General features: G+C 73.4%; 23 protein-coding genes. 7 read left to right on the top strand and 16 right to left on the bottom strand.

Features of this window, described 5'->3' with window-relative positions; all coding sequences use genetic code 11:
* Nucleotides 1-222 precede the first annotated feature (222 nt).
* The 3 genes from SYYSPA8_RS27320 to SYYSPA8_RS27310 all read left to right on the top strand — a co-directional run bounded on the left by SYYSPA8_RS27320 (nt 223) and on the right by SYYSPA8_RS27310 (nt 2,592).
* Nucleotides 223-1,293, top strand: a complete 1,071-nt coding sequence (locus SYYSPA8_RS27320) for an ADP-ribosylglycohydrolase family protein (RefSeq protein ID WP_323449995.1) — start codon at nt 223-225, stop codon at nt 1,291-1,293.
* Nucleotides 1,294-1,314: 21 nt separating this feature from the next.
* Nucleotides 1,315-1,806, top strand: a complete 492-nt coding sequence (locus SYYSPA8_RS27315; RefSeq protein WP_323449994.1) for an NUDIX hydrolase — start codon at nt 1,315-1,317, stop codon at nt 1,804-1,806.
* Nucleotides 1,807-1,869: 63 nt separating this feature from the next.
* Nucleotides 1,870-2,592: an SIR2 family NAD-dependent protein deacylase gene (locus SYYSPA8_RS27310; RefSeq protein WP_323449993.1), complete on the top strand. Its 723-nt coding sequence runs from the start codon at nt 1,870-1,872 to the stop codon at nt 2,590-2,592.
* Between the two features lie 13 nt (nt 2,593-2,605).
* Here the strand turns inward: SYYSPA8_RS27310 and SYYSPA8_RS27305 are convergent, their stop codons facing one another.
* The 4 genes from SYYSPA8_RS27305 to SYYSPA8_RS27290 form a co-directional block, all read right to left on the bottom strand.
* Nucleotides 2,606-3,106 (bottom strand): methylated-DNA--[protein]-cysteine S-methyltransferase, encoded by a 501-nt coding sequence (locus SYYSPA8_RS27305; RefSeq protein ID WP_323449992.1) that lies wholly within the window; start codon nt 3,104-3,106, stop codon nt 2,606-2,608.
* Nucleotides 3,107-3,124: 18 nt separating this feature from the next.
* Nucleotides 3,125-4,618 (bottom strand): DNA-3-methyladenine glycosylase 2 family protein, encoded by a 1,494-nt coding sequence (locus tag SYYSPA8_RS27300; protein ID WP_323449991.1) that lies wholly within the window; start codon nt 4,616-4,618, stop codon nt 3,125-3,127.
* Between the two features lie 73 nt (nt 4,619-4,691).
* Complete coding sequence (locus tag SYYSPA8_RS27295; RefSeq protein ID WP_323449990.1) at nt 4,692-5,207, bottom strand: O-acetyl-ADP-ribose deacetylase; 516 nt, start codon at nt 5,205-5,207, stop codon at nt 4,692-4,694.
* Nucleotides 5,204-6,628: a phytoene desaturase family protein gene (locus SYYSPA8_RS27290; protein ID WP_407706104.1), complete on the bottom strand. Its 1,425-nt coding sequence runs from the start codon at nt 6,626-6,628 to the stop codon at nt 5,204-5,206. The genes SYYSPA8_RS27295 and SYYSPA8_RS27290 overlap by 4 nt, the downstream gene beginning before the upstream one ends.
* Before the next feature lie 277 nt (nt 6,629-6,905).
* Between SYYSPA8_RS27290 and SYYSPA8_RS27285 the strand changes: the two genes are divergently transcribed.
* Nucleotides 6,906-7,685 carry a nucleotidyltransferase domain-containing protein gene (locus tag SYYSPA8_RS27285; RefSeq protein WP_407706103.1) on the top strand — a complete coding sequence of 260 codons (780 nt, stop codon included), beginning with the start codon at nt 6,906-6,908 and terminating at the stop codon, nt 7,683-7,685.
* Between the two features lie 37 nt (nt 7,686-7,722).
* On the opposite strand, the gene SYYSPA8_RS27280 is transcribed toward SYYSPA8_RS27285, so the two are convergent.
* Complete coding sequence (locus SYYSPA8_RS27280; RefSeq protein ID WP_323449988.1) at nt 7,723-8,547, bottom strand: inositol monophosphatase family protein; 825 nt, start codon at nt 8,545-8,547, stop codon at nt 7,723-7,725.
* 164 nt (nt 8,548-8,711) lie between these two features.
* Between SYYSPA8_RS27280 and SYYSPA8_RS27275 the strand changes: the two genes are divergently transcribed.
* Nucleotides 8,712-9,770 (top strand): lipoate--protein ligase family protein, encoded by a 1,059-nt coding sequence (locus tag SYYSPA8_RS27275; protein WP_323449987.1) that lies wholly within the window; start codon nt 8,712-8,714, stop codon nt 9,768-9,770.
* A 70-nt stretch (nt 9,771-9,840) separates the two neighbouring features.
* Here the strand turns inward: SYYSPA8_RS27275 and SYYSPA8_RS27270 are convergent, their stop codons facing one another.
* From SYYSPA8_RS27270 to SYYSPA8_RS27245, 6 genes are all read right to left on the bottom strand, one after another.
* Nucleotides 9,841-10,842, bottom strand: coding sequence for a TIGR03842 family LLM class F420-dependent oxidoreductase (locus SYYSPA8_RS27270; protein WP_323449986.1), 1,002 nt, complete (start codon nt 10,840-10,842; stop codon nt 9,841-9,843).
* 55 nt (nt 10,843-10,897) lie between these two features.
* Complete coding sequence (gene hydA / locus SYYSPA8_RS27265; protein WP_323449985.1) at nt 10,898-12,307, bottom strand: dihydropyrimidinase; 1,410 nt, start codon at nt 12,305-12,307, stop codon at nt 10,898-10,900.
* 138 nt (nt 12,308-12,445) lie between these two features.
* Complete coding sequence (locus SYYSPA8_RS27260) at nt 12,446-13,723, bottom strand: aspartate aminotransferase family protein (protein WP_323449984.1); 1,278 nt, start codon at nt 13,721-13,723, stop codon at nt 12,446-12,448.
* On the bottom strand, nt 13,720-14,562 hold the full coding sequence (locus tag SYYSPA8_RS27255; protein ID WP_323449983.1) for a nitrilase-related carbon-nitrogen hydrolase: 843 nt from the start codon (nt 14,560-14,562) through the stop codon (nt 13,720-13,722). The genes SYYSPA8_RS27260 and SYYSPA8_RS27255 overlap by 4 nt, the downstream gene beginning before the upstream one ends.
* 167 nt (nt 14,563-14,729) lie before the next feature.
* Nucleotides 14,730-15,143, bottom strand: coding sequence for a PPOX class F420-dependent oxidoreductase (locus tag SYYSPA8_RS27250; RefSeq protein ID WP_323449982.1), 414 nt, complete (start codon nt 15,141-15,143; stop codon nt 14,730-14,732).
* A gap of 70 nt (nt 15,144-15,213) precedes the next feature.
* Nucleotides 15,214-15,468: a helix-turn-helix transcriptional regulator gene (locus tag SYYSPA8_RS27245; RefSeq protein ID WP_323449981.1), complete on the bottom strand. Its 255-nt coding sequence runs from the start codon at nt 15,466-15,468 to the stop codon at nt 15,214-15,216.
* Nucleotides 15,469-15,531: 63 nt separating this feature from the next.
* On the opposite strand from SYYSPA8_RS27245, the gene map reads away from it, so the two are divergent.
* Entirely contained in the window at nt 15,532-16,299 is a 768-nt protein-coding gene (gene map, locus SYYSPA8_RS27240) for a type I methionyl aminopeptidase (protein WP_323449980.1), read from the top strand.
* 12 nt (nt 16,300-16,311) lie between these two features.
* Here map and SYYSPA8_RS27235 read toward each other — a convergent pair whose 3' ends face one another.
* Both SYYSPA8_RS27235 and ggt read right to left on the bottom strand, forming a co-directional pair.
* Nucleotides 16,312-17,046 carry a glycoside hydrolase family 75 protein gene (locus tag SYYSPA8_RS27235; protein WP_323449979.1) on the bottom strand — a complete coding sequence of 245 codons (735 nt, stop codon included), beginning with the start codon at nt 17,044-17,046 and terminating at the stop codon, nt 16,312-16,314.
* A 206-nt stretch (nt 17,047-17,252) separates the two neighbouring features.
* A complete protein-coding gene (gene ggt, locus SYYSPA8_RS27230; RefSeq protein WP_323449978.1) occupies nt 17,253-19,079 on the bottom strand; it encodes a gamma-glutamyltransferase in 1,827 nt (608 codons plus the stop codon).
* 169 nt (nt 19,080-19,248) lie between these two features.
* Between ggt and SYYSPA8_RS27225 the strand changes: the two genes are divergently transcribed.
* Nucleotides 19,249-20,874: an alpha/beta fold hydrolase gene (locus tag SYYSPA8_RS27225; RefSeq protein ID WP_323449977.1), complete on the top strand. Its 1,626-nt coding sequence runs from the start codon at nt 19,249-19,251 to the stop codon at nt 20,872-20,874.
* 45 nt (nt 20,875-20,919) lie between these two features.
* Here the strand turns inward: SYYSPA8_RS27225 and SYYSPA8_RS27220 are convergent, their stop codons facing one another.
* Genes SYYSPA8_RS27220 through SYYSPA8_RS27210 form a run of 3 tightly spaced genes read right to left on the bottom strand, consistent with a single transcriptional unit; the run spans nt 20,920 to nt 23,368 of the window.
* A complete protein-coding gene (locus tag SYYSPA8_RS27220; RefSeq protein ID WP_323449976.1) occupies nt 20,920-21,813 on the bottom strand; it encodes an amino acid ABC transporter permease in 894 nt (297 codons plus the stop codon).
* Nucleotides 21,810-22,454 (bottom strand): amino acid ABC transporter permease, encoded by a 645-nt coding sequence (locus tag SYYSPA8_RS27215; protein WP_323449975.1) that lies wholly within the window; start codon nt 22,452-22,454, stop codon nt 21,810-21,812. The genes SYYSPA8_RS27220 and SYYSPA8_RS27215 overlap by 4 nt, the downstream gene beginning before the upstream one ends.
* Before the next feature lie 8 nt (nt 22,455-22,462).
* The gene (locus tag SYYSPA8_RS27210; protein WP_323449974.1) at nt 22,463-23,368 is read right to left on the bottom strand and encodes a glutamate ABC transporter substrate-binding protein; all 906 of its coding nucleotides are present in this window, start codon (nt 23,366-23,368) and stop codon (nt 22,463-22,465) included.
* Between the last annotated feature and the right edge of the window lie 14 nt (nt 23,369-23,382).

Raw genomic sequence — 23,382 nt, 5'->3', positions numbered from 1 at the left:
TCGAACGACGACGGACCCAGCCCTCCAGCACCACCCTCTGGGCATCGGTCAACGACAACGGCGGGATCTTCGGTCCAGGACGACTCACACCCCAACCAACGACAAACCTCCGACTCAGGTCACTAGCCGTGTCCGGGGCCGGCGGGCGACCCGGTGGGGTCCTACGCCACCGTCCCTCGCGGGGTCCCGCACCCGCCGCCCGGGACGCGGTAGACCAGTCCCATGCGACTGCACCACACCGAGCTGTCCGACCGGATCCTGGGCGGCTGGCTGGGCCGGATCGCCGGCAACATGCTCGGCAAGCCCGTCGAACGCGGCGACCACTGGACCCGCGAGCGCATCGACCGCTATCTGCGGCGCACGGACGCCCTGCCGCTGACCGACTACCTGCCCCCGCCCCCGGCCGACGCACAGCCCGGGGAGTTCGAGCTGCGCCCCGAGTGGCCGCAGTGCGTCCGGGGCCGGATCCGGGGCAGCTGCCGGGACGACGACATCGACTACGCCGTCCTCGGGCTGCATCTGCTGGAGGCGCACGGCTTTGGCTTCACCACCGAGCAGGTGGGCGCCATGTGGCTGCGCCGGCTGCCCTATCTCCAGACCTTCACCGCCGAGCGGGTCGCCTACCGCAATCTCGTGAACGGGCTGAAGCCGCCGCAGACCGCCGTGCACGAGAACCCGTACCAGGACTGGATCGGCGCGCTGATCAGGGCGGACATCTACGGCTGGACCTCCCCGGGCGACCCCGTGCGGGCCGCCGCGCTCGCCCGCAGGGACGCGGCCCTCTCCCACCACGGCACCGGCGTCCACGCCGCGATGTGGGCCGCGGCGCTGGTCGCCGCCGCGTTCACCGCGCAGGGGCCGCGCGCGGCGCTCGACACCGCGCTGGCGCAGATCCCGCCGGACGGCCGGCTCGCCCGGACCGTCCGGCGCACGGCGGCCCTGCACGAGGCCGGGGCCGGCTGGTCCGAGACCCTGACGGAGCTGACCGAGAGCACCGGGGACCTGCACTGGATCCACGCGGTGCCCAACGCGGGCGTCATCACCGCCGGGCTGCTCCACGGCGCGGGCGACTTCACGACCACCATCGCGCTGACCGTGCGCGGCGGGCTGGACACCGACTCCAACGGGGCCACGGCGGGCTCCGTCGCGGGTGTGCTGTGCGGGGCGGGCGCGATCCCCCCGCAGTGGACCGCGCCGCTGCGGGACCAGGTGCGCAGCGCCGTGATCGGCTTCGACCGGGTACGGATCGGCGAGCTGGCGGAGCGTACGGTCCGGCTGGCCGCGACGGTCTGACCGGGGTCCTACGCTGTGCGGATGACCATGGACTACGCGGCGTACATCGCCTCGCTCCCCAAGGTGCTCGCCGGGGCCGCCCTGCTGATCCGGGATCCGGCCAGCCGGTGTCTGCTGGTGGAGCCGAACTACCGGGACGGCTGGACGCTGCCCGGGGGCACGGTCGAGTCCGACGAGGACGAGACGCCCCGGGACGCGGCCCGCCGGGAGACCCTGGAGGAGATCGGGCTGAGCGTCGAGCCGGGCGGGCTGCTGGCGGTCGACTGGGTGCGCGGGCCGGGCCGGCCGCCGATCGCCGCCTATGTGTACGACGGCGGCACGCTGCCCGTGGAGCGGTTCGACGGGATCCGGCTCCAGGAGGCGGAGCTGCTGTCCTGGCGGCTGGTCGCCCCCGCCGAGCTGCCCGTATATCTGCCGGACATGCTCGCGACCCGGATCGCCGCCGCCCTGGAGGCGCTGGCGGCGGGGCGGGGCCCGGTGGAGCTGGTGGACGGGCTGCCGGTGGGTCCGTAGGCCGTGTCGTGGTGGGGAGGAAACCGGTCGCCGGGGCGCGGAACGCCGCTCTAGGGTCGGCGTATGACCCTTGTGGCGTTCCTGACCGGTGCCGGTGTGTCCACGGACTCCGGGATTCCCGACTACCGGGGGCCGAACGGCCTGTGGCGGCGGGACCCGGAGGCGGAGAAGCTCGTCACGTACGACGCGTACATGTCCGATCCGGAGATCCGCCGCCGGTCGTGGCGGATGCGGCGGAGCAGCCCGGCGTGGGAGGCCGAGCCCAACGCGGCGCACCGGGCGATCGCCGCCCTGGGGCTGCGGCCGGGCTTCGCGGTGCGGGTGCTCACGCAGAACGTGGACGGGCTGCACCAGCGCGCGGGCACCCCCGACCGCAAGGTCCTCGAACTGCACGGGTCGATTCGGTCGGTCCTGTGCACGGAGTGCGGCGCGCGGTCGCCGATGGCCGAGGCGCTGGCCCGGGTCGACGCGGGTGAGGAGGATCCGCCGTGCCGGGTGTGCGGGGGGATCCTGAAGTCGGCGACGGTGATGTTCGGGCAGCCGCTGGATCCGGGGGTGCTGGCCGAGGCCGTGTCGATCGCGAAGGCGAGTGGGGTGTTCGTCGCGGTGGGGACGAGTCTTCAGGTGCAGCCGGCGGCCTCGCTGGTGGGGATCGCGGCGGAGCACGGCGCCCGGCTGCTGATCGTGAACGGGGAGCCGACGCCGTACGACGGGATCGCGGACGGGGTCGTGCGCGATCCCATCGGTACGGCGCTGCCCCGGCTCCTCGACGGGCTGGAGCCCTGAGAGGGTCCTGCCGTCAGAAGAGGGCGTCCGCCGGGGCGGTGTCGCCCGCTTCGAAGGCGAGGAGCCGGCGCTTGCGGGCGATTCCGCCGCCGTAGCCGACCAGGCTGCCGGTGGAGCCGACGACCCGGTGGCAGGGGACGATGATGGAGACGGGGTTGCGGCCGTTGGCGAGCCCGACCGCGCGGGAGGCCTGGGGGTTGCCCAGCTCCTCGGCCAGTTCGCCGTAGGTGCGGGTCTCGCCGTACGGGATCGCGAGCAGCCGTTCCCAGACCCGGCGCTGGAAGTCGGTGCCCTCCAGCCGCAGGGGCAGGTCGAACGTGGTCAGCTCGCGGTCGAAGTACGCCTGGAGCTGGTGGACGGTCTCGGTGAAGGGGGCGGGGTCGCGGTCGCCGAAGGTCTCCTCGGCGGGGCGGTGGCGCTGGTCGGTCATGTAGACGCCGCTGAGCACGCCGTCGGTCGCGACGAGGGTCAGCTCGCCGTAGGGGCTGTCGACAACCGTGTGCTGCCTGGTCATGGCGGTGGTGTCCTGTCGTTAGTCCGGGAGGTGGTTGATCGGGTGGTCGTCGGTGGCCCAGAGGTACTGGACCGCGTAGGCACGCCAGGGCCGCCAGGCGGCGGCGTGCCCGGTGAGGGCGGCGGGGGTGGCGGGCAGGCCCAGGGCCCGGGCGGCGCGGCGCATGCCGAGGTCGCCGGGGATGAAGGCGTCCGGGTCGCCGAGGGCGCGCATGGCGATGATCTCGATGGTCCAGGGGCCGAAGCCGGGGAGGGCGCGCAGTCCGGCGCGGGCCTCCTCCCAGTCGCTGTCGACGCCGAGCCGCAGGGAGCCGTCGGCGAGGGCCGCGACGAGGGTGGTCAGGGTGGTGCGGCGGCTGCGGGGCAGGGCCAGGGCCTCCGGGTCGAGGCCGGCCAGGGCCTCGGGCTCCGGGAAGAGGTGGGTGAGCCCGCCGCCGGGGTCCATACGGTCGACGCGTTCGTCGAGAGGTTCGCCGTGGGCGCGGACGAGCCGGGCGGCGTGGGTGCGGGCGGCGGCCGTGGAGACCTGCTGGCCGAGGACCGCGCGGACGGCGAACTCGGCGGCGTCGACACTGCCCGGGATCCGCCGGCCGGGGGCGGCGTCGACGAGCGGCGCGAGGACCGGGTCCCGGCGGAGCCGGTCGTCCACGGCGACGGGGTCGGCGTCGAGGTCGAGCAGCCGGCGGCAGCGGCTGATCGCGATGGTGAGGTCGCGCGGGTCGGTGAGGGCGAGCCGGCAGGAGATGTGCCCGGGGCCCGGGGCGAGGGCGACGGTGGCGGGCCCGTGGGGCAGCCGGAGGGTGCGCCGGTAGGCGCCGTCCCGCCACTCCTCGACACCGGGGACGGCGGTGGCGGCGAGATGGCCGAAGAGGTTGCTGGGGTTGAGGGGTTCCCGGTACGGCAGCCGCAGCGTGATCACGCCGGGGGCGGGCGGGGGCGCGCCGGTGGAGCGTGCGGCGCGGGCCCGCAGCTCGCCGGGGGCGAGGGCGAAGACCTCGCGGACGGTCTCGTTGAAGGTGCGCACGGAGGAGAAGCCGGCGGCGAACGCGACCTCGGCCAGCGGGAGCGTGGTGGTCTCGATCAGCAGCCGGGCGGTCTGCGCGCGCTGGGCGCGGGCCAGGGCGAGCGGCCCCGCGCCCAGTTCGGCGCCGAGCTGGCGCTCGATCTGCCGGGTGGAGTAGCCGAGGCGGGCGGCGAGCCCGGTGACGCCTTCCCGGTCGACCACGCCGTCGCCGATGAGCCGCATGGCGCGGGCCACGGTGTCGGCGCGCGCGTTCCACTCGGGGGAGCCGGGGCTGGTGTCGGGCCGGCACCGCTTGCAGGCCCGGAAGCCGGCCTGCTGGCAGGCGGCGGCGCTCGGGTAGAAGGTCATGTTCGCGGGCTTCGGCGGCACGACCGGGCAGCTGGGCCGGCAGTAGATGCCCGTGGTCAGGACGGCGGTGAAGAACCACCCGTCGAAGCGGGCGTCCTTGGACTGGACGGCGCGGACACAGCGCTCGGTGTCGGTGTGCATGTCTCCAGGATCGGCCACTGCGCCCGCTCACGCTGGCGGAAAAACGACATCACCCTGCCCCTGCCAGGAACCCTCACTGTCTCCCTACGGCCTCCTGGAAGATCCGGTACGCGTCGGCGCCGAAGAGGACGAAGGTCGCGGTGTGCGGGGGTCCCGGGTGCGCGGCGACGGTGTCCAGGGCGATCCGGGCGGCGTCGGCCATGGGCCAGCGGTAGACGCCGGTGGAGATCGCGGGGAACGCGATCGTCTCCGCGCCCAGGTCGGCCGCCAGCCGCAGGGACTCCCGGTAGCAGGAGGCCAGCAGCTCGCTCCGGTCCTCCGTGGCGGACCAGACGGGGCCCACGGTGTGGACGACGTGCCGGGCGGGCAGCCGCCCCGCCGTCGTGGCGACCGCCCGCCCGGTGGGCAGCCCCTTCCCGTAGTGGGAGGCGCGCAGGGCCCGGCAGGCGGCGAGGATGTCCGGGCCGCCGCGCCGGTGGATCGCGCCGTCGACCCCGCCGCCGCCCAGCAGGGAGGAGTTGGCGGCGTTGACGACGACGTCGGCGGGGAACTCCGTGATGTCCCCCTGGACCAGCTGGATCGCGGTCATGAGCTCACCTGGGCGTCGGCCTTCCGCAGGGCGCGCCAGACGGCCTTGGCGGCGTTGTGCCCGGACATGCCGTGCACGCCGGGGCCCGGCCAGGCGGCGGAGGAGCACAGGAACACCGACGGGTGCCGGGTCGCGTAGGGGAAGAGCGTGGGCCCGGGGCGCAGCAGCAGCCGCAGTCCGCTCGCGGAGCCGCAGGCGATGTCGCCGCCGACGTAGTTGGCGTTGCGCTGGGCGAGGACCGGGGGCCCGGCGGTGGCGCGGGCGAGGACCCGGTCGCGGAAGCCGGGTGCGAAGCGCTCGATCTGCCGCTCGACGGCGTCGGTGAGGTCGCCCCGCCAGCCGTTGGGGACATGGCCGTACGCCCAGAAGACCTGCCGGCCCGCCGGTGCGCGGCCGGGGTCCACCAGGCTGGGCTGGGCGGTGATGAGGAAGGGTGTCTCGGGGGCCCGGCCGCCGGTGGCGGCCCGCAGTGCCGTGGCGATGTCCCGACTGCCGGGGCCGATCTGCACGGTCCCGGCGGCCCGGGCCTCGGGCGCGGTCCAGGGCACGGGCCCGTCCAGCGCGTAGTCGATCTTGAAGGCGGCGGCTCCGTACCGGTAGTTCCCGTACGCCGTGCCGAGTCCGGCGATCCGGGCGAGCGCGGTGGGCGAGGTGTCGAAGAGGTAGGCGCGGGCGGGGGGCAGGTCGTCCAGCCGCTTGACCTCGAAGCCGGTGTGGACCGTGCCGCCGAGGTCGCGCAGATACGCGGTGAGGGCGTCCGCGATGGACTGGGAGCCGCCCCGGGGCATCGGCCAGCCCTTCTCGTGCGCGGCGAGCGCGAAGAGCAGTCCGACGCCGCTGGTGGCCACGCCGCCGAGGGGGGCGATGACATGGGCGACGAGGCCGGCGAGCAGGGCGCGGGCCCGGTCGTCGTGGAAGCGGTGCTCCAGCCAGGTGTAGGGGATCAGGCCGGTGGCGCCGAAGCGGGCGAGCCGCAGCGGGTCCCGGGGCAGGGCGGTCAGGGGCAGGGACATGAAGTCCCGTACGAGCGTGTCCCAGTGGCCCAGGAAGGGGGTGATCATCCGGCGGTAGGCCCCGGCGTCCCGGGGGCCGAAGGAGGCGGCGGTGGTGGCGACCGAGCGGGCGAGGACGGCGGCGGTGCCGTCGTCGAAGGGGTGGGCCATGGGCAGTTCGGGGTGGAGCCACTCCAGCCCGTATCTCCCCAGGGGCATACGGGCGAACGCCGGGGAGCCGATGCCGAGCGGGTGCACGGCGGAGCAGGGGTCGTGGCGGAAGCCCGGCAGGGTCAGCTCCTCCGTCCGCGCGCCGCCGCCGACGGTGTCCTTGGCCTCGAAGACGGCGACGGACCGTCCTCTGCGGGCCAGCTCGACGGCGGCCGTCAGCCCGTTGGGGCCCGCCCCCACCACGACGGCGTCCAGCATCGGCGTCACGCCCCTCGTCACCCCTCGTCACCCGTGGCCGGCCGCTGTCACCGGCCGGACGTGCCCAGGATATTCCCGGGCACCGACAGTGCGGGTGCGGGTACGGTCCGACGCGATGAACGAGCAGGTGGACGAGCACGTGAACAAGCACGTGAACAAGCACATGGACGAGCGGGTTGACGAGCGGGGGAACGGCCGGGTGGACGAGCCGGTGGACGACACGGCGCGGGCGGCGGCACTCGGCGGCGGTCACGGCATGGAGAGCGCGGTCCGGGAGATGGCCGGGCGGCTGACGCGGGTGCCGGGCGTGGTGGCCGTCGCGCTGGGCGGCAGCCGGGCCAGGGGCGCCGGGCGGCCCGACTCCGACTGGGACCTCGGCGTGTACTACCGGGGCGCGGTCGACGTCGCCGCCCTGGCGGAGCTGGCCACGGAGGTGGCGGGCGCCCCGGTCGCGGTCGCGGCCCCCGGTGAGTGGGGGCCATGGGTCGACGGCGGGGCGTGGCTGCCGGTGGGCGGGGTGGCCGTCGACTGGATCCTGCGCGACCTGGACCGGGTCGAGCGGGTCTGGGAGGACTGCCGGGCGGGCCGTTACGAGGTGGGGATCCAGGCCGGGCACCCGCTGGGCTTCTGGTCCCCGGCGTACGCGGGCGAGGTGGCGCTCTGCCGGGTGCTGTCCGACCCGTCGGGCGCGCTGACGGCGCTGCGGGACGCGGCCCGGGAGTATCCCCAGGCGCTGCGGGCGTCGCTGGTCGCGGCCTCGTGGGAGGCGGAGTTCGCCGTGGGGAACGCGGTGAAGTCGGCGGGGGCCGGGGACACGCTGCATGTCGCGCTCTGTCTCGGCCGGGCCTTCGGGGTCCTGACCCAGTCGCTCCACGCCCACCACCGGGTCTGGTGCGTGAACGAGAAGGGGGCCCTGGCCGGGGCGGCCGCCCTGCCGGACACCCCGGCGGGCTTCGCGGAGCGGGTACGGCGGGCCCTGACCGGTCTGGACCGGGAGGCGGTGGACCTCGCGGACGGGGTGGTCCGCGAGGTCCGTACCGCTCTGGGGGCCGCGTAACCGGGGTCGGGCAGCCAGGGCCCGGTGGGCCGGTCGGTCAGCCGGTGGCGAGCAGCGCCCGGATCCGTTCGGCGGTCGCGGCCGAGCGGGCCGCCGTGAACGGCAGCGTGTTGCCGCCGGTGTAGCGGAACGGTTCCCCGGTGAGGGTGCGGTGGTCCCCGCCCGCCTCGGTGACCAGCAGCAGGCCGGCCGCGTGGTCCCAGGCGTGCTCCCAGCTGAAGGCGGTCGCGTCCAGCTCGCCCCGGGCGACGGCCAGGTACTCCAGGCCGGCGGAGCCGCAGGGCCTCGGCCGTATCCCCTCGGTGCGCAGGCCGAGCAGGGCCTGCTTCTGGGCGTCGGTGGTGTAGTCGGGGTGGGAGGTGGCCACCTCCAGGACGGCGCCCGGCGCGGGTTCCCCGGAGTGCAGCCGCACGCCGTCGAGGAAGGCGCCGGAGCCCCGGACCGCCGTCGCCATGAATCCCAGGGTGGGGGCGTAGGTCCAGGAGGCGAGAGTCTCCCCCCGGTGGGCGAGGGCGACGAGGGTGCAGAAGCCGTCCTCGCCCCGGACGAACTGCCGGGTCCCGTCGACCGGGTCGACGATCCATACGGGCGCGTCGCCGCGCAGGGCGTCGAGAACGGCGGGGTCGGCGTGGACGGCCTCCTCGCCGACGACGACGGAGCCGGGCAGGAGCACGGTGAGGGATGCGGTGAGGTGTTCCTCGGCGAGCCGGTCGGCCGCCGTCACCAGGTCGTGCGGTCCGCTCTTCGAGGTGATCTCGTCGTCGGCCAGCCGGCGGTGGCGCGGCAGGATCTCGGCGGCGGCCGCTTTGCGGATGGCCTCCTCGACGGCGGTCAGGTTCCCGGCCAAAAAGTCATCGATCATATGCCCAGCTAAACATGGCCGTGCCAGGGACTGTCGCCGGGTGGCCCCCGGGGCCGCCGCCGGGGGCCGGGCCGCGCTGTCGTACCCCGGGAGTACGCTGCTGATGTCGACTGCGGCCGTGCGGGCCGCGTCGGACAGGCTCTACGGAACCGGAGGCTTCGGGCATGCACGGCGAGTACAAGGTCCCGGGCGGCAAGCTCGTGGTCGTCGATCTCGACACGGCGGACGGTGTGCTCCGCGATGTGCGGGTCGCGGGGGATTTCTTCCTGGAGCCCGACGAGGCGATCCTCGCGATCGACCGGGCGCTGGAGGGCGCCCCGGTCGACACGGACGCGTCCGGTCTGGCGGCGCGGATCGACGCCGCGCTGCCGCCCGGCACCCAGATGTTCGGGCTGACCTCGGAGGGGATCGGGGTCGCGGTGCGCCGGGCGCTCGCCCACGCCACCGACTGGACGGACTACGACTGGCAGCTGATCCACGAGGGCCCCCAGTCCCCCGCCCTGCACATGGCGCTGGACGAGGTGATCACGGCCGAGGTCGCCGCCGGTCAGCGGCCGCCGACGCTGCGCGTGTGGGAGTGGGGGGCGCCCGCCGTGGTCATCGGCAGCTTCCAGTCCCTGCGCAACGAGGTGGACGCCGACGCGGCCGCGCGCCACGGCATCGAGGTGGTCCGCCGGATCAGCGGCGGTGGCGCGATGTTCATCGAGCCGGGCAACACCATCACGTACTCGCTCTCCGTCCCGGAGGCGCTGGTCTCCGGGCTGTCCTTCGCCGACAGCTACGCCTATCTGGACGACTGGGTGCTCGGTGCCCTCGGCGACATGGGGGTGCGGGCCTGGTACCAGCCGCTCAACGACATCGCCACCGACGCCGGGAAGATCGCGGGCGCGGCGCAGAAGCGGCTGGCGGGCTCCGGCCAGGGGGCCGTGCTGCACCATGTGACGATGGCGTACGACATCGACGCCGACAAGATGCTCGACGTGCTGCGCATCGGCCGGGAGAAGCTGTCCGACAAGGGCACCCAGAGCGCCAAGAAGCGGGTCGACCCGCTGCGCCGGCAGACCGGGCTGCCCCGGGAGGCGGTCATCGAGCGGATGATCGACTCCTTCCGGGGGCGGTACGGCCTGACCGGCGCCAAGATCTCCGACGGGGAGCTGGCCCGCGCCCAGGAGCTGGTGGAGCGGAAGTTCGGCACGCGGGAGTGGACGGCGCGCGTCCCGTAGACCGTGCCCGGTCGTCTCCTGTCGTCCTCCCGTCAGCTCCGTCAGCTCCGTCAGCTCCCGTCGGCTCCCGTCAGCCGTTCAGCGCGGGGATGACCGTGGTGCCGTACGCGTCGATGGTCTCCTCCTTGGCGTCGTGCATGGCGTACACGGCGAACTGGTCGACGCCCAGCTCGCGCAGCGCCCGCAGCTTGTCGATATGGGCCTCGGCGGGCCCCAGCAGACAGAAGCGGTCCACGATCCCGTCGGGCACGAAGTCGGCCGACGGGTTCCCCGCCCGGCCGTGGTGGCTGTAGTCGTACCCCTCACGGGCCTTGATGTACGAGGTCAGCGCCTCGGGTACGAGCGAGGAGTGCTCCCCGTAGCGGGCGACGAGGTCGGCGACGTGGTTGCCGACCATGCCGCCGAACCAGCGGCACTGGTCCCGGGCGTGGGCGAGGTCGTCGCCGATGTAGGCGGGCGCGGCGACGCAGACCGTGATCGACGCGGGGTCGCGCCCGGCGTCGGCGGCGGCCGTGCGGACCGCCTCGACCATGGTCGCGGTCAGATAGGGGTCGGCGAGCTGGAGGATGAAGCCGTCCGCCTTCCGCCCGGCGAGGGCCAGGGCCTTGGGGCCGTACGCGGCCATCCACACCGGCAGCCGGCCGTCACGCACCCACGGGATGCGCAGTGACACCCCGTCGACGTCGGCCTCGCGGCCCTCGGCGAGGTCCCGGATGGCGTCGATCGCCTCGCCGAGCCGGGCCAGGGTGTTCGGCCGGCGCCCGGCCACCCGCATGGCGGAGTCGCCGCGTCCGATGCCGCAGACGGTGCGGTTGCCGTACATGTCGTTGAGGGTGGCGAAGGTGGAGGCCGTCACCTCCCAGGTCCGGGTGGACGGGTTGGTCACCATCGGGCCCACGATCAGCCTGTCGGTGTGCTCCAGGATCCGGCTGTACACGACGAACGGCTCCTGCCAGAGCACCGCCGAGTCGAAGGTCCAGCCGTAGCGGAAGCCGTTGCGTTCCGCGCGCTTCATCAGCCCGACGACGGCGGAGGCCGGCGGGTCCGTTTGCAGGACGAGTCCGAAGTCCATGGGCCTGGCTCTCTTCCTCTCGCTGCCCGGCCGGGTGCCGGCCGGGGTCGGGATGTCAGCCGAGGTACTGACAGGTGCCTCGGGGGAGGTACTGCCCGTGCCCCGCGCGGCCGGTGTAGGTCCGCCGGTCGATGACGACCTCGCCGCGCGAGAGCACGGTCTCGACCTGTCCGGTGATCCGGGTGCCCTCGTAGGGGTTGTAGTCGACGTTCATGTGGTGGGTCGCGGCCGAGAGGGTCTGCTCGGCATGCGGGTCGTAGATCACGACATCGGCGTCGGCGCCGGGGGCGATGGTGCCCTTCTTCGGATAGAGGCCGAACATCCGGGCCGGGGTGGCGCAGGCGATGTCGATCCAGCGGCGGCGGGTGAGGTGCCCGTCGAGCACGGCCTGGTGGAGGAGGTCCATCCGGTTCTCCACGCCCGGCAGACCGTTGGGGATCTTGGAGAAGTCGTTCCGGCCCAGCTCCTTCTGGCCGCTGAAGCAGAAGGGGCAGTGGTCGGTGGAGACCACCTGGAGATCGTCGGTGCGCAGGCCGCGCCAGAGGGCGGCCTGGTGCTCCCCGGGCCGCAGGGGGGTGCTGCACACGTATTTCGCGCCCTCGAAGCCCGGCTCGGCGAGGTTGTCCGTGGAGAGGAAGAGGTACTGGGGACAGGTCTCGCCGAAGACGGGCAGCCCCTTGGCACGGGCGGCGGTGATCTCGGCCAGGGCCTCGGCGGCGGAGACATGGACGACGTAGAGCGGGCTGCCGGCGACCCGTGCCAGCTGGATGGCGCGGTGGGTGGCCTCCGCCTCCAGCAGCGCCCTGCGGACCTCGCCGTGGTACCGGGGGTCGGTGCGGCCCGCCGCGAGCGCCTGTTCCACCAGGACGTCGATGGCGATCCCGTTCTCGGCGTGCATCATGATCAGCCCGCCGTTGTCCGACGCGCGCTGCATCGCGCGCAGGATCTGCCCGTCGTCGCTGTAGAAGACGCCGGGGTACGCCATGAAGAGCTTGAAGGAGGTGACGCCCTCCTCGACCAGCCGGTCCATCGCGGCGAGCGAGCGCTCGTCGACATCGGAGAGGATCATGTGGAAGGCGTAGTCGATGGCGCAGTTGCCGTCGGCCTTGGCGTACCAGGTGTCCAGGCCGTGGCGGGGGCTCTGCCCCACGCTCTGGACGGCGAAGTCGACGATGGTGGTGGTGCCGCCCCAGGCGGCGGCCCGGGTGCCGGTCTCGAAGGTGTCGGACGCGGCGGTGCCCCCGAAGGGCAGCTCCATATGGGTGTGGGCGTCGACGCCGCCCGGGATGACGTACTTGTTGGCGGCGTCGATGACCCGCTCGGCGGTCCAGGACTCGGCGACGGCGGTGCCGTGGGCGGCGAGGGCCGCGATCCGGCCGTGCTCGATCAGCACGTCCGCGTGCGTCTCGTCCGCCGCCGTGACGACGAGGCCGCCACGGATGAGTGTGCGGGTGCCACTGCTCATTGCTGGGGTGCTCCCTCGGTACGCGTGCGCGCGGGCCCGGCGGACCGGGCCCCGCACGGTCGGTCGGTGGGTCCCGTGGCCGTACGGACCGACTGGTGGCGGGCCGGTTCGGCCCGGCACGGACCGGTGGCGGGCGGCCTACAGGCTCCGCAGGGCCCGCTCGAAGAGGACGGCGCCTTCCTCGGCCTCGGCGACGGTCAGGGTGAGCGGCGGGGCGATCCGCAGCACGCTGGTGTTGTGGCCGCCGCCCTTGCCGATCAGCAGCCCGGCCTCGCGGGCGGCTTCGAGCACCGCCGACGCGGCCTGGTGGTCGGCCTCGTCGGTGCCGGGCCGGACCAGCTCGACACCGATCATCAGCCCCCGGCCGCGCACCTCCCGCACGGCGGGCACCTTGGCGGCGGCCGCCCGCAGCCGCTCGATGAGCAGGCCGCCGACCCTGCGGGCGTTGCCCTGGAGGTCGTTCTCCAGCAGGAATCCGAGGTTGGCGAGGCCCGCCGCCATGGTGATCGGCGAGCCGCCGAAGGTGGAGATGGAGTTGGCGTCCAGGCAGTTCATGACGGCGGCCGAGCCGACGACCCCGCCGACGGACATGCCGTTGCCGATGCCCTTGGCGAAGGTCAGCAGGTCCGGCGGGCCGGCGGCGTCATGGGCCTGCCAGCCCCAGAAGTGGTCGCCGGTACGGCCCCACCCGGTCTGCACCTCGTCGCTGATCCAGAGGATCCCGTGCCGGTTCAGGACCTCCCGGAAGGCGGCGTACAGGCCGTCCGGCGGGGAGGTGAACCCGCCGACGCCCTGCACGGGCTCCGCGATCAAGGCGGCCACCTCACGGGTGTGCCCGAGCAGATCCTCCAGGTCGGCGACGCACGCCTGGACGAACCGGTCGTCGGAGAGCTGCGCGTACGGGCCCCGGGTGCGCACGCCCCCGTGCACGTACAGCGTCTGGAGCGGGGAGAGCGAGGTGGGCGACCAGGCGTGGTTGCCGGTGATCGAGACCGTGGAGAAGGACCGGCCGTGGTAGCTGTTGCGCATCGCGAGCACCTGGTTGGTGCGGCGGTACGCGGTGGCCAGCAGCAGGGCGGTGTCGTTCGCCTCGGTGCCCGACGTGGTGAAGAAGACCCGGGCGTCGGGGATGCCGGAGAGGGCGGCGATCCGCTCCGCCAGCTCCACCATGGGCCGGTTGAGATAGAGCGTGGACGAGTGGATGATCCGCCCCGCCTGCTCGCCGACCGCCTTGGTGACCTCGGGCAGGGCGTGCGCGGTCATCGTGGTGAGGATGCCGCCGAAGAAGTCGAGGTACCTGCGGCCTTCGGCGTCCCAGACATGGCGGCCCTCGCCCCGGACGATCTCGACGGGCTCCCGGTAGTAGAGCGCCAGCCAGTCGGGGACGACCGCGCGGTGCCGGTCCAGCAGGCTCATGGCCGCACCAGCCCCTCGTAGGCGTCGGGCCTGCGGTCGCGGTAGAAGGCCCACTGGGTGCGTACGGTCTCGATGAGGTCGAAGTCCAGGTCGCGGACGACGAGTTCCTCGTCCCGGTCGCTCGCGACCTCGCCGACGAAGCGGCCGCGCGGGTCGACGAAGTAGCTGGTGCCGTAGAAGTCGTTGTCCCCGTACTCCTCCTGGCCCACCCGGTTGATGGCGGCGATGAAGTACTCGTTGGCGACGGCCGCCGCCGGCTGCTCCAGCTGCCACAGATAGGCGGAGAGCCCGCGCGAGGTGGCGGAGGGGTTGTAGACCAACTGGGCGCCCGAGAGTCCGAGTTGCCGCCAGCCCTCGGGGAAGTGGCGGTCGTAGCAGATATAGACCCCGACCCGGCCGACGGCGGTGTCGAAGACGGGCCAGCCCGCGTTGCCGGGACGGAAGTAGTACTTCTCCCAGAACCCCTTGACCTGCGGGATGTGGTGCTTGCGGTACTTGCCGAGATAGCTGCCGTCGGCGTCGATCACGGCGGCGGTGTTGTAGTAGAAGCCGGCGTCCTCGATCTCGAAGACGGGGGCGACGATCACCATGCCGGTCTCCCGGGCCAGTTCCCGCATCCGGCTCACGGTGGGCCCGTCGGGCACGGGCTCGGCCCAGCGGTAGTGCTCGGGATCCTGGACCTGGCAGAAGTAGGGGGCGTTGAAGACCTCCTGGAAACCGATGACCTTCGCACCCTGGCGGGCCGCCTCGCGGGCGTGCTCCTCATGTTTCGCGATCATGGACTCGGTGTCGCCGGTCCAGGTCGCCTGGACCAGCGCGGCACGTACGACATGGGGCATGGGCTGCTCCTCCGGCCGGGCGGCGATGAGCCTCTACGCACGTAGACGCGGTGCGTAGAGGGAGAACGTAAGCCCCGTCACAGGCTGGGGCAAGACCATCACCGCCAACCGGCGCGGACGATCCCGTTTCACCCGGCCGGAGGACGCGCGCCGCACGGGTGGCCCCGTCAGCCCCGCCCGTCCCCCGGGTCCTGGGCGGCTTCCAGGGTGACGGCGAAGGCCGTGTGCGGCCTGTTGCCCCGGCGCAGCAGTGCGGCAGGCCGGTCGACCAGCCAGAACTGCCAGCTGTACTTACGGACGAGCAGCTTGCGGACGGCGGCGGTCCCGGAGTCGGGGAGGATGTCGGCGGTGCCGCGGTGGACGGGGGTGCCGGGGGCGATCCGGCCGCGCAGGTCGCAGACGGCCACCGTCACCCGGGGGTCGCGGCGCAGCCGTTTGACCTTCCAGGAGTCGCTGTTGGTCCAGACGTACAGCCGGCCGCCGTCCTCGGCGAACCAGACGGGTGTGGCGACACCCGTGCCGTCGCGGCGGTAGGTGGTCACGCTGATGTACCGGGCGGTGGCGAGGTCGTGGGCGGTCATCCGGCGAGAGTACGCCGCGGGGCGCGCCCCGGCGACCCGTCGGGCGGGGGTACGGGGGCGGGGGGACGCGTCAGGCGGCCGGGGCCAGCGCGCAGCGCGTCATGAGGTCGTCCATGGAGAGTTCGAGCGCGGCGGCGAGGGCGGCGACGGTGAAGAAGGCCGGGGTGGGGGCGCGGCCCGTCTCGATCTTGCGCAGGGTCTCGGCGGAGATGCCGGCGGCGGCGGCGACCTCCACCATGCTGCGGCCACCGCGTGCGACGCGCAGCAGCCGGCCGAGCCGTTCGCCGCGCTCGCGCTCTTCGGGGGTGAGGGGGGTTCGCACCATGCCGTTATTCTAATGCCGCTGAAACCGGTATGAGAATAACGGTCGACCGGTATAGTAATTGGCATGATGGAACTCAAGAACGATCTGGCGATCGAGGCCATGCGTGCTGCGGGCCGGGTCGTGGCACAGGCGCTGGCCGCCGCCCGGGAAGCGGCCGGTGTCGGCGTCCCCCTGCTCGACCTGGACCGGGCCGCCCGCGCCGCCCTCACGGAGGCCGGCGCCTCCTCACCCTTCCTCGGCTACCGCCCCGACTGGGCCCCGGTGCCCTTCCCCGCCGTCCTCTGCGTCTCCGTCAACGACGCGGTCGTGCACGGCATCCCGGACGGCTACCGGCTGCGCGACGGCGACCTGGTGAGCGTGGACTGCGGGGCGATCCTCGACGGGTGGGCCGGCGACGCCGCCGTCAGCTTCACCGTCGGCCGGGCCCGCCCCGAGGACACCCGGCTGATCGCCGTCGCCGACGAGGCCCTGCGCGCGGGCATCGAAGCCGCCGTCGCCGGCCGGCGGATCGGCGACATCGCGCACGCGATCGGCCGGGTCTGCCGGGACGCGGGCGTGGGCATCCCGGACGGCTTCGGCGGCCACGGGATCGGCCGCAGCATGCACGAGGACCCGGGGGTGCCCAACGAGGGCCGACCGGGGCGGGGGGTGCCGCTGCGCCCCGGGATGGTGCTGGCCATCGAGCCGATGGTGATCGCCGGCGGCACGGACGGGCACTGGACCGCGCGGGACGGCTGGACCATCCGTACCGCCGACGGCAGCCGGGCCGCGCACGCGGAGCACACGGTGGCGATCACCGAGGACGGACCCCGGATCCTCACCACCCTCTAGGTCATGGAAGGGTCAGGTCCGGATCCGGTGGGCCGCGAGGAAGCCCCGGGACAGCTCCTCGCCGCGCGCCACGGCGGCGGCGCGGCTCTCGACCGGGGCCACCCGCGCCCCCTTGAAGACGATGTACGTCACCCCGGAGGTGACCCCTCCGGTCCGTGGGTCCGGGTCGATGCCCAGCTCCACCGCCATGGCGTGGGACGCCTCGCCGATGATCCCGGCGGGTCCGGTGTCGCCGACCACCCCGTAGCGGACGGTGTCGCCGTGGACGACCGCGACGACCGAGCCGCCGCCGATCCCCCACTCCGGGAACCGCCACAGCCCGCTGGGCGCGGGCACCACCACGAAGGGCAGGGTCTCCGCGTTCAGCGGGCGGCCGTCGGACTGCCGGAAGGCGGTGTGCGGCAGGAAGTACGGATCGGTCCGAGTGTTGCAGCGGGCGGTGGGCTGTCCGTCGCAGTCGACGTCCAGGTCCGCCTTCCAGAACACCGCGTCGCCGGTGTCGCAGACCGGGACGGTGGCGGGGGCCCGCGCGTCGGTGGGGTAGAGCCCGGTGGAGATCCGCTCGCACGCGGCCACGCCCGCCAGCAGCTCCGCCGCCGTGACCGCGCCCGCCCCCGCCCCCGCCCCGGCGCGCTGCGGCCCCGGTACGGCGATCCGCCGGTCGGGGCCGGCGGGCGTGGGCTGGGCCACGGCGGGGAGCAGGGTGACGCCGAGTGCGGTGGAGAGGGCGAGCGCGTGAGCGAGCATGGAGAAAGGTGCCTTTCTGTACAGATATGCACGACTGTGCACGGAAAAGCGTCCTTTACCCGCTTGGAAAGGAAATCATCCACTCCGCGAGGCAGATGGCGGCACCGGGGAGCCAAGATGCCCCGCCCGTCCGGCGGTTGACACCGGGCGGGCGGGGCACGTGATGGGCCGTCGGGGGTACGGGGCGGGCGGGCGCCCCTGTGGGCTCAGCGGCTCGGGCGGACCACCATCGCCGAGCCGCCGCCCCTGCGGGTCTTCTCGGCGGCGGCCAGCCACCGCCCGTCGGGCAGCCGCTCCACGCCGGTCGTCGCCCCGATCTCCGGGTTCTGCCGAAAACCGTGGCCGATCCGCTCCAGTTCACCCCGGAGCGGGCTGTTCCAGAGGCCGAGTTCCACTTCGGTGGTGGTCTGGTTGCGCTGGCTCGCACGGGGCGCGGCGATCGCCTCCACCAGGGGCATCCCCCGGTCCAGACGGTTGGTCAGGGTGGCGAGGACGGTGGTGATGATGGTCGAGCCGCCCGGGGAGCCCAGCGCGAGCAGCGGCTTCCCGTCCTTCAGGACGATCGTCGGGGACATCGAGGAGCGCGGGCGCTTGGCGGGTCCGGGCAGATTCGGGTCGTGGACGGCCGGGTTGGCGGGGGCGAAGGAGAAGTCGGTCAGCTCGTTGTTGAGCAGGAAGCCCCGGCCGGGCACGGTGATCGCGCTGCCGCCGGTGGACTCGATCGTCAGGGTGTAGGCGACGACGTTCCCCCAGCGGTCGGCGGTGGTGAGATGGGTGGTGCTGTCGCCCTCGTGGGTGGTGGGGGCGGCCTCGCCGGTGGCGGAGCACGGGAGGGGCCGGCGCGGGTCGCCGGGCGCGAGCGGGCTGGTGAGCACCGCGTCGTCCTTGATCAGGCAGCCCCGGCTGTCGGCGAACCGCTGGGAGAGCAGTTCCCGTACGGGGACGTCCTCGAAGGCCGGGTCGCCCACCCAGCGGCCCCGGTCGGCGAAGGCGATCCGGCTGGCCTCGATGAAGCGGTGCAGATGGCGGGCGTGGCTCGCCCGGGAGAGGTCGGTGCGTTCCAGGATGTTCAGCGCCTGGCCGACGGTGGTGCCGCCGGAGGAGGAGGGGGCCATGCCGTGGACGTCGAGCCCCCGGTAGGAGACGTGGGTGGAGGCGCGGCGGATCGTCCCGTACGCCGCGAGGTCCCGCTCGGTCAGATCGCCGGGGCGGACCGTGCGGGTGGCGCCGGGGGCGACGGGGGGTGTGCGGACGGTCTTGACGATGTCCCGGGCGATCGGGCCCCGGTAGAGCGCGCGGGCGCCCTCGCGGCCGAGGTGGCGGTAGGTGCGGGCGAGGTCGGGGTTCTTGAGGACGGAGCCGACGACGGGGAGCCGGCCGCCGGGGAGGAAGAGCTTCGCGGTGTCGGGGAAGTCGGCGAACCGGGCCTGGTTGGCCTCGGTCTGGGCGCGGAAGGTGGCGTCCACGGTGAAGCCGTCGCGGGCCAGCCGCTCGGCGGGCCGCAGCAGTTCGGCGAGCGGCCGGGTGCCCCAGGAGGCGAGGGCCGCGTCCCAGGTGGCGGGGACGCCGGGCACGCCGACGCCGAGTCCGCTGGTCTGCCCCTCCTCGAAGGGGATCGGCCTGCCGTTCTCCAGGAAGAGGGAGGAGTCGGCGGAGCGGGGGGCGCTCTCGCGGCCGTCGATGGTGCGGACCTTGCCGGTGGCGGCCTCGTAGTGGACGAAGTAGCCGCCGCCGCCGATGCCCCCGGAGTAGGGCTCGGTGACGCCGAGGGCGGCGGCGGTGGCGACGGCGGCGTCCACCGCGTTCCCGCCGCGCCGCAGCACCTCGATCCCGGCGGCCGAGGCGTCGGCGTCGACGCTGGCGACGGCGCCGCCGTGGCCGACGGCGACCGGGGTCTTCACCGGCGGCGCCGGTGTCCCGGCCCGGACCTGGTGCCCGTCGGATATGGCACTCGGCGCGGCCGCGCCGAGTGCCGGGATCAGGGCCGCCGCCACGGCCAGCGCCAGTGCGCGGCGTCCGGGTGAGCGAGTCATCCGTACTTACCTCCGGTCGACAGACGTGCGCGCACTGTAACCGCAGCGGCCTGCCGCCGTCAGGTGGGGGAATCGTTACCCTGGCGTAACTTACCCGGGAGTTACCGACGGTAAGTCATTCCGGTTACGGTCGGGCCACACCCCCCGCGACACCCCTGAGGAGGGACCCGTGGGACTCCCCCGAACGGCCCTGTGCACCGCTGTCGCCGGTGCGTTGTCGGCCGCCCTGCTCGCCGGGCCCGCCACCGCCGCACCGGTCGGCCGCCCCACCACCTCTGCCATCACGCCATCCGCCGCCTCTTCCGCCACGTCGTCCGGCACCTCGTCCGCCGCTTCCGGAACCACGCTCCGCTTCACCGACATCCGCGGCGCCGGCGGCACCGTGCTCAAGGCCAACGTCACCGCCCCCGCCGACACCGGCCGCTCCTACCCCCTCGTCGTCCTGCCCACCAGCTGGGCCATGCCCCAGATCGAATACCTCGCCCAGGCCCGGCTGCTCGCCGCCGACGGCTATGTGGTCGTCGGCTACAACTCCCGCGGCTTCTGGCAGTCCGGCGGCGAGATCGAGGTCGCAGGACCGTCCGATGTCGCGGACGCCTCCCGGGTCATCGACTGGGCGCTCGCGAACACCCCCGCCGACCCCGGGCGGATCGGCATGGCGGGCGTCTCCTACGGCGCCGGGATCAGCCTGCTCGCGGCGGCCGAGGACCCCCGTATCCGGGCGGTGGTGGCGCTGAGCGGCTGGGCCGACCTCATCGACTCCATCTACAGCGGCCGCACCCAGCACCGCCAGGCCGCCCTGGTCCTCACCGGCGCCGGCTTCCTCACCGGCCGGCCCAGCGCCGAACTGCGCCGGGTCATGGCGGACTTCCTCGGCTCGGACCTGTCCCGGGAGGGCGCCCTGATCGACTGGGCGAAACGGCGCTCCGCCGGTGAACGCGTCGCCCGGATCAACTCCCACGGCACCGCCGTGATGCTCGGCAACGCCTGGGGCGACTCGCTCTTCCCGCCCAACCAGTACGCGGACTTCTTCACCCGGCTGACCGGCCCCAAACGGCTGGAGTTCCGCCCCGGCGACCACGCGACACCGGAGGCCGGCGGGCTGTTCGGGCTCCCCAACGACACCTGGGCCGGCGCCCGCCGCTGGCTCGACCACCATCTGCGGGGCGTGGCCAACGGAGTCGACCGTGAGCACCCCGTACAGCTCAAGGCCCGCTCCGGGAGCGGCTACGAGGGCTACCGCGACTGGGCGTCGGTGACCGGCGCGCGGTCCGTGCTCCCCCTCGCCGGGTCCCAGCGGATCAGGACCGGCCTCGACTCCGGCGCCAACGGCGGCACGGTCTTCCTCTCCGGGCTGCTCGACCAGTTCGCCCAGCTGCCGCCGCTCGCGTCGATCCCGCTGCTGCCCCGCGCGTACGCGGCGGTCTGGCAGTCGCAGCGGTACGAGGAGCCCCGGCGGATCCGGGGGACGGCGCGGCTGGAGACCACGGTGACGGCCACCAGGTCGAGCGGAACCTTCGTCGCCCATCTCTACGACGTGGGCCCGCTCGGCCTCGGCCGGCTGGTCACCAGCGCCCCGTACAGCTTCCACGACCGGACGCCCGGTACGCCGTTCGCCGTCGGTCTGGAGCTGTTCTCCACCGCCTACGACGTCCCGGCGGGCCACCGGCTCGCGGTGGTGATCGACACCGTCGACCCGCTCTACAACGAGCACAACCCGGCCGGCGCGCAGCTGACCTTCTCCTCGCCCGACGGCGCCCCGTCGCGGCTGTCGGTGCCGCTGCGCGAGGAGTGATCACCGGCTGCCGCCGGCCCCGGTCGTCCGTTTCGAGGACGCTCCCTACGGACCCTGCGGCCCCTGGAGTCTTCCGGGGGCCATGGGGTCCCCGGGCAGCAGGGTCCCCGGTTCGGCCGGGGCCACGTCCACGGCCTCGGTCTTGGGGCTGCGCCGCTGCCGCCTGGCCACCCAGGTCGCGAGCCAGGAGAGCAGCATGCAGAGCCCGATGTAGATCGGCGAGATCACCATCACCACGGGGATGAACGGCAGGTCGTAGTCGAGGTTCGACGCGATCAGCTTGCCCGCGTGCAGGAACTCCTCATAGGTGATCAGATACCCCAGCGAGGTGTCCTTCAGCGCCACCACCAGCTGGCTGATGATGGCGGGCAGCATCGCCCGGACCGCCTGCGGCACCAGTACATGCGTCATGACCTGGGTCTTGCGCAGTCCGAGTGCGTATGCGGCCTCCCGCTGTCCCCGGTCGACCGAGTGGATGCCCGCCCGGAAGACCTCGGCGAGGACCGAGCCGTTGTAGAGGGTGAGCCCGGCGACCAGTGCGGGCAGCGGCTGGACCTTCAGCGCCACGAAGATGAAGAAGATCATCACCAGCACCGGCATCGCCCGGAAGAACTCCACCAGCAGGGTGGAGACCCAGCGCACCGGCGCATGGTCGGAGAGCCGGCCGCAGGCGAGGATCCCGCCGAGGACCAGGGAGAGCACGGAGGCGTACGCGAACGCCTTCAGGGTGTTGCCGAGCCCGGTCAGCAGCAGCTCCTGGATCCCCTTGTACGCGAAGGGCGTCCACTTGGCCGCGGTGAACTGCCCGGTGTCGAAGAGGAGGTAGAGGATCCAGCCGAGCAGCGCCAGCAGGACCAGGGTCGTGGCGACCCCGTAGAGCCGGTGGCGCTTGCGGGTCCGGGGCCCGGGGATGTCGTAGAGGGCGGTGGAATCGGTCATCGTGCGACCCCATAGCGCTTCTCCAGCACGTTGAACAGCGCACTGATGGTGAGGGTGATGATCAGATAGCCGACGGCGATCCAGACGAAGGTCCAGATGATGTTGTAGCCCAGCTCGCTGAGGGTCTTGTAGGTGCCGAGCAGTTCGGTGACGCTGAAGGCCCCGGCGATCGCGGAGTTCTTCGCCAGCGCGATGAGGGTGGAGCCGATCGGGGGGATGACGGTGCGGAACGCCTGCGGCAGGACGACGGCGGTCAGCGTCTGGCCGAAGCTCAGGCCGAGGCTGCGGGCCGCCTCCCCCTGTCCCCGGGGCACGGTGTTGATGCCGGAGCGCAGCGCCTCGCAGATGAACGCGGACGTGTAGCAGCCGAGCGCGAGGACGGCGAAGACGGTGAAGGGCAGCACGAGGCCGAAGCGCGGCAGGCCCAGCAGGACGGCGAAGAAGAGCAGGGTGAGCGGGGTGTTGCGCAGGACGGTCACCCACACCGTGCCGATCGCCCGCAGCGAGCCGACCGGGGCGACCCGGAAGGCGGCCATCAGGAAGCCGAGGGCGAGCGCGAGCAGCGAGGCGAAGAAGGTCAGCTCGACGGTGCCGAGGAAGCCCTCGGCGTAGGTGGAGAAGTTCTCGGTCAGTACGTCCATGGCTCGCCTCAGCCCGCCGGGTAGCGGTCGATCGGGGGCGGTGTCGGCGCCGGGACCCCGGAGAGGCCGAGCGTCGCCTCGTACGCCTTCTTCCAGTTGCCGTTGCGTTCGTTCTCTTCGAGGGCGTCGTCCATGGCGAAGCGCAGGGCGTTGTCGGAGCGCGGGACGCCGATGCCGTACGGCTCCTGGGAGAACGGCCGGCCGACCACGCGCAGTTCGTCGGGGACCTTGGCCGCGTAGCCGGTGAGGATGGCGTTGTCGGTGGTGACGGCGTCGACCTGGTACGTCAGCAGATTGTCGACGCAGATCGAGTAGGTGTCGTAGGCGACGAGTTCGGCCTTCGGGTAGTCCGCCTTGATGCGCTGGTAGGGGGTGGAGCCGGTGGCGGAGCAGACCCGTTTGCCGGCCAGGTCGTCGGGTCCGTTGATGCCGGTCTCGTCCTTGCGCACCAGCAGGTCCTGCCCGGCCATGAAGTAGGGGCCGGCGAATCCGACCTGCTTCTTGCGGTTGTCGTTGATGGTGTAGGTGCCGACGTAGTAGTCGATCTGGCCGTTCTGGAGGGCGGTTTCGCGGTTCGCGGAGGCGATGGTGACGAAGACGATCCGGTCCGGGTCCAGGCCGAGGGAGGCGGACAGCATCCGTGCGATCTCGATGTCGAAGCCGGAGTAGAGGCCGGTCGCCGGGTCCTTCTCGCCGAGGTAGGGCTGGTCCTCCTTGGCGCCGACGACGAAGTGCCCGCGCCGCTCGGCCTTGCGCCAGGTCGGCGAACCGGGCAGCTGGAAGGCGGTGTTCACCTTGTAGTGCGGCAGCGCCTCGGGCCGGGGGCCCTTGACCGGGGGGCTGCCCTCCTTGCCGCAGGCGGCGGCCGCGAGCAGGAGGAGCAGCGCCGCCAGGGCGCGTCGGGTACGTGCCATCGTGCCTGGGCCCC

Source organism: Streptomyces yaizuensis (assembly GCF_034961445.1).
In the GTDB taxonomy this organism is placed as follows: domain Bacteria; phylum Actinomycetota; class Actinomycetes; order Streptomycetales; family Streptomycetaceae; genus Streptomyces; species Streptomyces yaizuensis.
This window is presented reverse-complemented; position numbering and strand designations above follow the sequence as displayed.

Bases quoted from the DNA above. Each gene is read 5' to 3' on its own strand.
- SYYSPA8_RS27320 (WP_323449995.1), top strand. From the start codon at position 223: ATGCGACTGCACCACACCGAGCTGTCCGACCGGATCCTGGGCGGCTGG.
- SYYSPA8_RS27315 (WP_323449994.1), top strand. From the start codon at position 1,315: ATGACCATGGACTACGCGGCGTACATCGCCTCGCTCCCCAAGGTGCTC.
- SYYSPA8_RS27310 (WP_323449993.1), top strand. From the start codon at position 1,870: ATGACCCTTGTGGCGTTCCTGACCGGTGCCGGTGTGTCCACGGACTCC.
- SYYSPA8_RS27305 (WP_323449992.1), bottom strand. From the start codon at position 3,106: ATGACCAGGCAGCACACGGTTGTCGACAGCCCCTACGGCGAGCTGACC.
- SYYSPA8_RS27300 (WP_323449991.1), bottom strand. From the start codon at position 4,618: ATGCACACCGACACCGAGCGCTGTGTCCGCGCCGTCCAGTCCAAGGAC.
- SYYSPA8_RS27295 (WP_323449990.1), bottom strand. From the start codon at position 5,207: ATGACCGCGATCCAGCTGGTCCAGGGGGACATCACGGAGTTCCCCGCC.
- SYYSPA8_RS27290 (WP_407706104.1), bottom strand. From the start codon at position 6,628: ATGCTGGACGCCGTCGTGGTGGGGGCGGGCCCCAACGGGCTGACGGCC.
- SYYSPA8_RS27285 (WP_407706103.1), top strand. From the start codon at position 6,906: ATGGCCGGGCGGCTGACGCGGGTGCCGGGCGTGGTGGCCGTCGCGCTG.
- SYYSPA8_RS27280 (WP_323449988.1), bottom strand. From the start codon at position 8,547: ATGATCGATGACTTTTTGGCCGGGAACCTGACCGCCGTCGAGGAGGCC.
- SYYSPA8_RS27275 (WP_323449987.1), top strand. From the start codon at position 8,712: ATGCACGGCGAGTACAAGGTCCCGGGCGGCAAGCTCGTGGTCGTCGAT.
- SYYSPA8_RS27270 (WP_323449986.1), bottom strand. From the start codon at position 10,842: ATGGACTTCGGACTCGTCCTGCAAACGGACCCGCCGGCCTCCGCCGTC.
- hydA (WP_323449985.1), bottom strand. From the start codon at position 12,307: ATGAGCAGTGGCACCCGCACACTCATCCGTGGCGGCCTCGTCGTCACG.
- SYYSPA8_RS27260 (WP_323449984.1), bottom strand. From the start codon at position 13,723: ATGAGCCTGCTGGACCGGCACCGCGCGGTCGTCCCCGACTGGCTGGCG.
- SYYSPA8_RS27255 (WP_323449983.1), bottom strand. From the start codon at position 14,562: ATGCCCCATGTCGTACGTGCCGCGCTGGTCCAGGCGACCTGGACCGGC.
- SYYSPA8_RS27250 (WP_323449982.1), bottom strand. From the start codon at position 15,143: ATGACCGCCCACGACCTCGCCACCGCCCGGTACATCAGCGTGACCACC.
- SYYSPA8_RS27245 (WP_323449981.1), bottom strand. From the start codon at position 15,468: ATGGTGCGAACCCCCCTCACCCCCGAAGAGCGCGAGCGCGGCGAACGG.
- map (WP_323449980.1), top strand. From the start codon at position 15,532: ATGATGGAACTCAAGAACGATCTGGCGATCGAGGCCATGCGTGCTGCG.
- SYYSPA8_RS27235 (WP_323449979.1), bottom strand. From the start codon at position 17,046: ATGCTCGCTCACGCGCTCGCCCTCTCCACCGCACTCGGCGTCACCCTG.
- ggt (WP_323449978.1), bottom strand. From the start codon at position 19,079: ATGACTCGCTCACCCGGACGCCGCGCACTGGCGCTGGCCGTGGCGGCG.
- SYYSPA8_RS27220 (WP_323449976.1), bottom strand. From the start codon at position 21,813: ATGACCGATTCCACCGCCCTCTACGACATCCCCGGGCCCCGGACCCGC.
- SYYSPA8_RS27215 (WP_323449975.1), bottom strand. From the start codon at position 22,454: ATGGACGTACTGACCGAGAACTTCTCCACCTACGCCGAGGGCTTCCTC.
- SYYSPA8_RS27210 (WP_323449974.1), bottom strand. From the start codon at position 23,368: ATGGCACGTACCCGACGCGCCCTGGCGGCGCTGCTCCTCCTGCTCGCG.